This window comes from Promineifilum sp. (SeqCode) (assembly GCF_041918635.1).
Taxonomy (GTDB): Bacteria; Chloroflexota; Anaerolineae; order Promineifilales; family Promineifilaceae; genus Promineifilum.
In genome coordinates, this window is sequence record NZ_JAYRVJ010000800.1 from 1 (window position 1) to 5,920 (window position 5,920).

Consider the following 5,920-nt stretch of genomic DNA (forward strand, 5'->3'; position numbering starts at 1 on the left):
CGGCGCTCGACGAGCTGGAGCGGCGTGACCTGTCCACGGCGCTCGTCACCCTCTGCGCCGGCGGGGGAATGGGGATCGCGACCATCATCGAGAGGGTTTAATCCGCAGATTAAGAGGCTCACGCAAAGTCCGCCAAGAAAACCAAGAACGCCAAGAAAAGTCCATGATCTCTTCTTTGCGTCCTTTGCTTCTTTGCGATCTTTGCGTGAGCCTCTTCGCAATTTGCCGATAGTATTCTCCTCATGATTAGGATCGAGAAGAACGGCCCGGTGACGACAGTGGTGCTGAGCCGGCCGGAGGCGCGCAATGCGGTGGACGGGCCGACGGCTGCCGCGCTGGCCGACGCCTTCCGCGCTTTCGAGGCCGACGACACGGCGCGGGTCGGCGTCCTCTACGGCGACCACGGGACGTTCTGCGCCGGGGCGGATCTGAAAGCCATCACCGACGAGAGCCGCCGCAACCGGCTGTCGGCCGAGGGGGATGGGCCGATGGGGCCGACGCGGCTGCTGCTCAGCAAGCCGGTCATCGCCGCCATCGCCGGCTATGCTGTGGCCGGCGGGCTGGAGCTTGCCCTGTGGTGCGACCTGCGTGTGGTGGAGGAGGACGCCGTGCTGGGCGTCTTCAGCCGGCGCTGGGGCGTGCCGCTCATCGACGGCGGGACGGTCCGGCTGCCGCGGTTGATCGGCCTGAGCCACGCCCTCGACCTGATCCTGACCGGCCGGCCGGTTGGGGCAGACGAAGCGCTCCGCATCGGTCTCGCCAACCGGATCGCGCCGCGGGGGCAGGCCCGCGCCGTGGCCGAGGCGCTGGCTCACGAGATCGCCGCCTTCCCCCAGCTTTGCCTGCGCGCCGACCGACTGTCGGCTTACGGCGCGTTCGACGGGCCGCTGGATGAAGCCCTGCGGCGGGAGTTCAAGGGCGGGCTGGCGGCGCTGTGGGCGGAGGGACTGGCCGGGGCGGCGCGCTTCGCCGGCGGCGAGGGGCGGCATGGGGCGAGGCCGGGAGAAGAAGGATCCACAGATTTCGCAGATTAAGAGACTCATTGCGCAAGCGCACCGTCACAATAGCTCTTCTTTCACTCCTGCGCCCCTACCCTCCTGCTCCCCCGCATCGACCGGTTTCAACCAGATGCTTATCCGCTCTGGCTGCATCGTCTCCTGAATCACCCGCAACAATTCGGCCGTCAGCGCGTCAAGGTCCGTCTCGTCGCGGGCTGTGACGGCAAATTGGGCTAACACTCGCTCGGCGTTGTACTTGCGGCGATAGAAGCGCCGGTCAATGACCGCCTGCACCCGGCGGCGCAGCGGCAAGAACAGCGCGGCGATGACCAGTGTGGAAAGGACGACGGCGACATTCGACGTATCGCCGCTCACGTCGCTGAATACCCTTTGCAGCGTCACAATAATGCCGAAGTACACAAGCGCCAGGAGGATACTCAGAATAGAGTAGACGGCCGTCTTGCGGATGACCGTGTCCACATCGAACATCCGGTAGCGCAGCAGGGAGATGCCCAGGCCAATGGGGATCATCAGATATAAAGGCCCCCAGACTGCGTTGGAGTAGCTGGCGCCGAAAAAGTCCTCGACTATTGTCAGGAAGAGGAAAGCGATAATAGGCGCGCCGATGGTCACCAACAGCCATTTCATTTGCTGGCGGGTATGGGAGTCCGCTGGCCGGTAACGAACGATCAGCGATGTAACTCCCAGCAACGCCAGAAAGGGAAAAACCAGGTACAGCGGCCCCAGCAACCGATCTGTTTCGGACGGGTCAAGATACTTGCGCGAGAACAGTGGGCTGACGAGGGTGACGCCGATCACCGCTATCGCGAACAGAATAACCAGCGCGAATACAGGCCGCCACCGCCGGCTAGGGAGCCGCCCATTCGGGAAGAGGAAAGGGAACACGAGCAGCAGGAGGGCTATACCCGTGAGCCACCCAATGCCGGCCAGCCAGGTGACAATGAGGGCTGAGTCTGCTGAACCCTGTTGTGTGGTGAGTAAATAGTAGCCCAAGCTCTCGCCCAAACCGGCCAGACCGATGGTCAGCCCACAGAACAATAGCACCCAGCCCACCGCGTTGCGCGGTTGGCCCATTGCCGCCAGTGCGCCGATGATGGCGATCAGGCCGAAGGCCGCGGCGATACCTATGTCCGATTCTTCTCGCTGGCCTGCGCTATAGTTGGCGACGCTCCACTCAAACAGAGCCGTGGCGAAGATCACGGCCAGTGCGATGAGGCAGAGGAATAGGATGAGCAGCTTGAGCGACCGGCTGGCGGGTTGCTTCGCTGCCATCGGGGCGTTCTTCCGGTCCACGGTAGCATCCTGTGTCGTCATCTGAGCCATCTCCCGCGTTCGTCGTTCGTCACTCGCCATTCGCCACCGTCACCGGGATCCCCACCTCATCGAACGTACCGTCGGCGCGGACGACGGTCAGCAGAAGGGTGTAGAGGCCATCATCAAGCAGCGTTGTGTCCCACACGCCCAGTTCGCCCGCCTCTACCGGCGTCTCGGCCCGCTCGACGATGACTTGCATCGCCTCCGGCAGCAATCCGGGGAAGTACGCCAGGCGGTAGTAGCTGAAACTATCCCCGCCAGCCGACCCATCTACCGACCACTGACTACTGATCGCTGCCCACGGCTCCGGCGACGTGACGGCCGCGCCACCGGCCCGCGCCGGCGTGCGATAGATGGTATCGTATTCGGTCGGCGGGCCGGTTAGACCTCGGTCGGCTGCCCACCTGGCCGCCTCGTCCGGATAGACGACGAACGGCTGCCGCTCGATGAGCTGTGGTGGGGTGAAGATCGTTGCCAGCCGGCCCGTCCCGCGGTTGACGGCCACTTCGCGCTGCATCGTGTCCGTCGCCGCCGGCTCCGTGCCGGGCACAAACCATTCATTTACCGTGGGACAGGTCGCGCCGTCGCGTTGGGGCAGCAGCCCCGATAGCTTGCACACGGCTACTTGGCGCAGCCCCACCGGGCGCGGCCACTCCGTCGCCGGTTGCCCGGCCAACGACCAGGTCATCAGCGCTTGCCAGACTGGTTCGGCGACAGATGCTCTATTGGCCCAGACGCCGACCAGCCGCTCCGGGGTGTAGCCGATGGCCCAGCCGGCCCCGTCGGGCGATTGGCCGGCGGCCAGGGCGGCGCGGCGGCCGTCGGGCAAGGCCGCTTCGTCGCTGGCCAGCATGTCAGTCAGCAGAAAGGCGAGTTCGGGGGCCAGCGTCTCCTGTGTCGCCGGAGTGAAGGCGTAGACCTCTTGCCCCTGGGCGTCGAAGACCTGTCGAATGGTAGCCGGCCGCGGCGCGGCGTTGTCCAGGGCGATGCCCGCCCGCGCGCCGGCATTGCCCACTGTGGCGAAGGCGTGACCTACTTCCAGCAGCCCGGCCGGGAAGCCGCGCTCGGCGAAGGTCAAATCGGCCGGCGTCTCCGCGCCAGGTTCCAACCCCAACGCCCGCATTGTCTCCGCCACCCGCCCGACGCCGACCCAACTCAGTACCTGCACGGCCGGCGCGGCCTGCCCGGCGGCCAACGCCTCGCGCAGCCGCAGCGGCCCCAGGTAGTCGCCGTCGATGTTGCGCGGGCTGTAGGGGCGGCCCGCTTGCAGATAGATGCTCTCCACGTCCAGCGTCTGGCTGGCGGCGGTGTACCCCTGGCTCAATGCCGTGAGGTAGATGAAGGGCCGGGCCAGCGTGCCCGCCGGATGCGCCGCCAGTTCGTCCGCCCCGCCAACCAGCGCCTCGATGGCTCCCGTCGCCGGGTCGAGCGCGACCACGGCCAGGCTGGTTGGCGTGTCGGCATCCTCCGGCAATGTCAAGTGGCCTCGCGCCGGGCAGGCTGAGCCGCCGGCGTCCATAGCGGTCTGCGTCATTCCCGCCGCCAAACAAGCGGCCTGTTCCTGTAAGACCAGGTCGAGCGTCGTCTCCACCTGCCAGCCGCCCCGCGCCAGGCGCTCCGGGCCGAGAATTGCCTCCAACTCGCGGCGGGCCAGCCGGACGAAGCCGGGCGCGGCGGCGTTGGCCCAGGGTGGAAGGGCGAAGGCCAGTGATTCCGCCGCGGCCCGCGCCGCTTCATCCACGCTCAACATCCCCTGCTGCGCCATCGCGTCGAGTACAACCGCCTGGCCGGCGCGGGCCGCATCCGGTTGATCGAACGGGTTGATCGCCGGGTCGCGGGCCACGGCCGCCAGCAACGCCGCCTCGCCCGTGGTCAGTTCGACCGCGCCCTTGCCGAAGTAGAGGCGCGCCGCGCCCTCGATGCCGTAGGCCAGGTGACCGTAGTAGCGCGTGTTGAGCGTCCACTCCAACAGCTGCCCGCGTGAGAAGCGGCGGCTGACCTGCCAGCCGAGAAGCCAGTCTCCCAGCGCGCGCCGGCTGTCATCGGGCGCGGCCGGCGTCCCGTTGCGCAGATGGGTGTCAACCAGGGCGCGGATGATGGGCGAGTGAGACTGCCGGATCGCGCCGGCGCGCGCCCAATCGAGCAGAGCGCGGCCCAAGTCAGGGGCGGGGGCGGTCAGGAAGTCAGGGTCTTCGACCGCGATGATCGCGTCCAGCACGCTGCGCGGCAGCTCGGCCGGCCGTGCCCAGCCGGCGCCGCCCGCGCGGGGGTCAGCCATCTCGTGCAAGAGCACCGGCCGCCGCTGGCCGTCGCCATCCGGCGCGTCCCGGGCGTAGAGGCGCGTGGTGGCCGGCGAGGGTTGGAAGCGGGCGGGCAGGTCGCGCAGTGCGTCGACGTCAGGCAAGGCGCGCACGTAGGCCAGCAGCCCGGTTGCTCCCAGCGCGGCGGCGGCGACCGGCGCGAGGAGGAGCGCCAGCAGCAGCCCCAGGATGCCCACGCCCAGGGCGACGCGGCGTGTGGCGCGAGTGGATCGCTTCGTTCGTTCCCGCCGCCGGGCAATGTGGGTCGCGCGCATGGTGTCTCATTGTCGATAATGTAGGGCGATTTGGCAAATCGCCTCTTGTGGGGCGATTTGGCAATTCGTCCTACAATACAAAGATGGGCGACGACGACCTCAGCGAACCAGCGGTCGCCACGGCATTATCTACCCGCTGGCTGGGCCATCCTTATTACTACGCCGCCGCGCTCGATTCCACCAACGAGCGCCTGAAAACGTGGCTGGCCGAGCGCGATTCGGCCGGGCTGCCAACCGGCGCGGTTCTCCTGACCGATTACCAGTCGGCCGGACGCGGCCGGCTCGACCGGCGCTGGGAAGCGCCGCCGGGCACGTCACTCCTGTTCTCCGTACTGCTGCGCCCGGGCTGGCCGGCCGAGCGGGCCGGCTGGCTGACGATGCTGGCCGGGCTGGCCGTGGCCGAGGCGGTGGAGGCGGCGACCGATCGGCCGGCGCGGCTCAAGTGGCCCAACGATGTGCTGCTGGGAGTGGCGGGCGAAGAGGGCAAGGTCTGCGGGCTGCTGCTGGATGCGGCGCTGGACGGCGAGGGCCGTCTGGAGAGCGCCATTGTGGGCATCGGTCTGAACGTCAACATCCCGCGCGCGGCGCTGCCACAGGCAACTACCCTGGCGACCAGTCTACTCGTCGCCGCGGGCCAACCGGTGGCGCGCCGGCCGCTGCTGGTTAACCTGCTGGCGCGCCTGGAACGCCACTATGAGGCGGCCAGCGCGGGCCGCTCCCCGTTGGCGGCCTGGCGCGAGCGGCTGATCACCCTGGGCCGGACGGTGCAGGTCTCGGCTGCGGGCGCGACGCCGGCGCTGGTGGGTATCGCCGAGGACGTGGACGAGGGGGGGCGGCTCCTCATACGCGACGCCGCCGGGCGATTGCATATCGTCGCCGCGGGCGACGTAACGCTGCGCGGGCATTGACAGTTGACCCGACGCGCGTTACGCTATGTCAAGTTACGGCGTGGATGAGGTGAGCAAGACATGACCGAGGAAAGCGAAGTGTACAGCGAGAGCGAGCGCGTCGA

The 5,920-nt window shown here is 67.9% G+C and carries 4 protein-coding genes; 2 read left to right on the top strand and 2 right to left on the bottom strand.

Annotated features, from left to right (window positions below; all coding sequences use genetic code 11):
* Window positions 1–242 precede the first annotated feature (242 nt).
* A complete protein-coding gene (locus tag ACE3UY_RS22825; RefSeq protein ID WP_374689768.1) occupies window positions 243–1,034 on the top strand; it encodes a crotonase/enoyl-CoA hydratase family protein in 792 nt (263 codons plus the stop codon).
* Window positions 1,035–1,058: 24 nt separating this feature from the next.
* Here ACE3UY_RS22825 and ACE3UY_RS22830 read toward each other — a convergent pair whose 3' ends face one another.
* Entirely contained in the window at window positions 1,059–2,291 is a 1,233-nt protein-coding gene (locus ACE3UY_RS22830; protein WP_374689769.1) for a hypothetical protein, read from the bottom strand.
* Window positions 2,292–2,361: 70 nt separating this feature from the next.
* A complete protein-coding gene (locus ACE3UY_RS22835; RefSeq protein WP_374689770.1) occupies window positions 2,362–4,908 on the bottom strand; it encodes a transglycosylase domain-containing protein in 2,547 nt (848 codons plus the stop codon).
* A gap of 83 nt (window positions 4,909–4,991) precedes the next feature.
* On the opposite strand from ACE3UY_RS22835, the gene ACE3UY_RS22840 reads away from it, so the two are divergent.
* The gene (locus ACE3UY_RS22840; RefSeq protein WP_374689771.1) at window positions 4,992–5,816 is read left to right on the top strand and encodes a biotin--[acetyl-CoA-carboxylase] ligase; all 825 of its coding nucleotides are present in this window, start codon (window positions 4,992–4,994) and stop codon (window positions 5,814–5,816) included.
* Window positions 5,817–5,920: the final 104 nt, after the last annotated feature.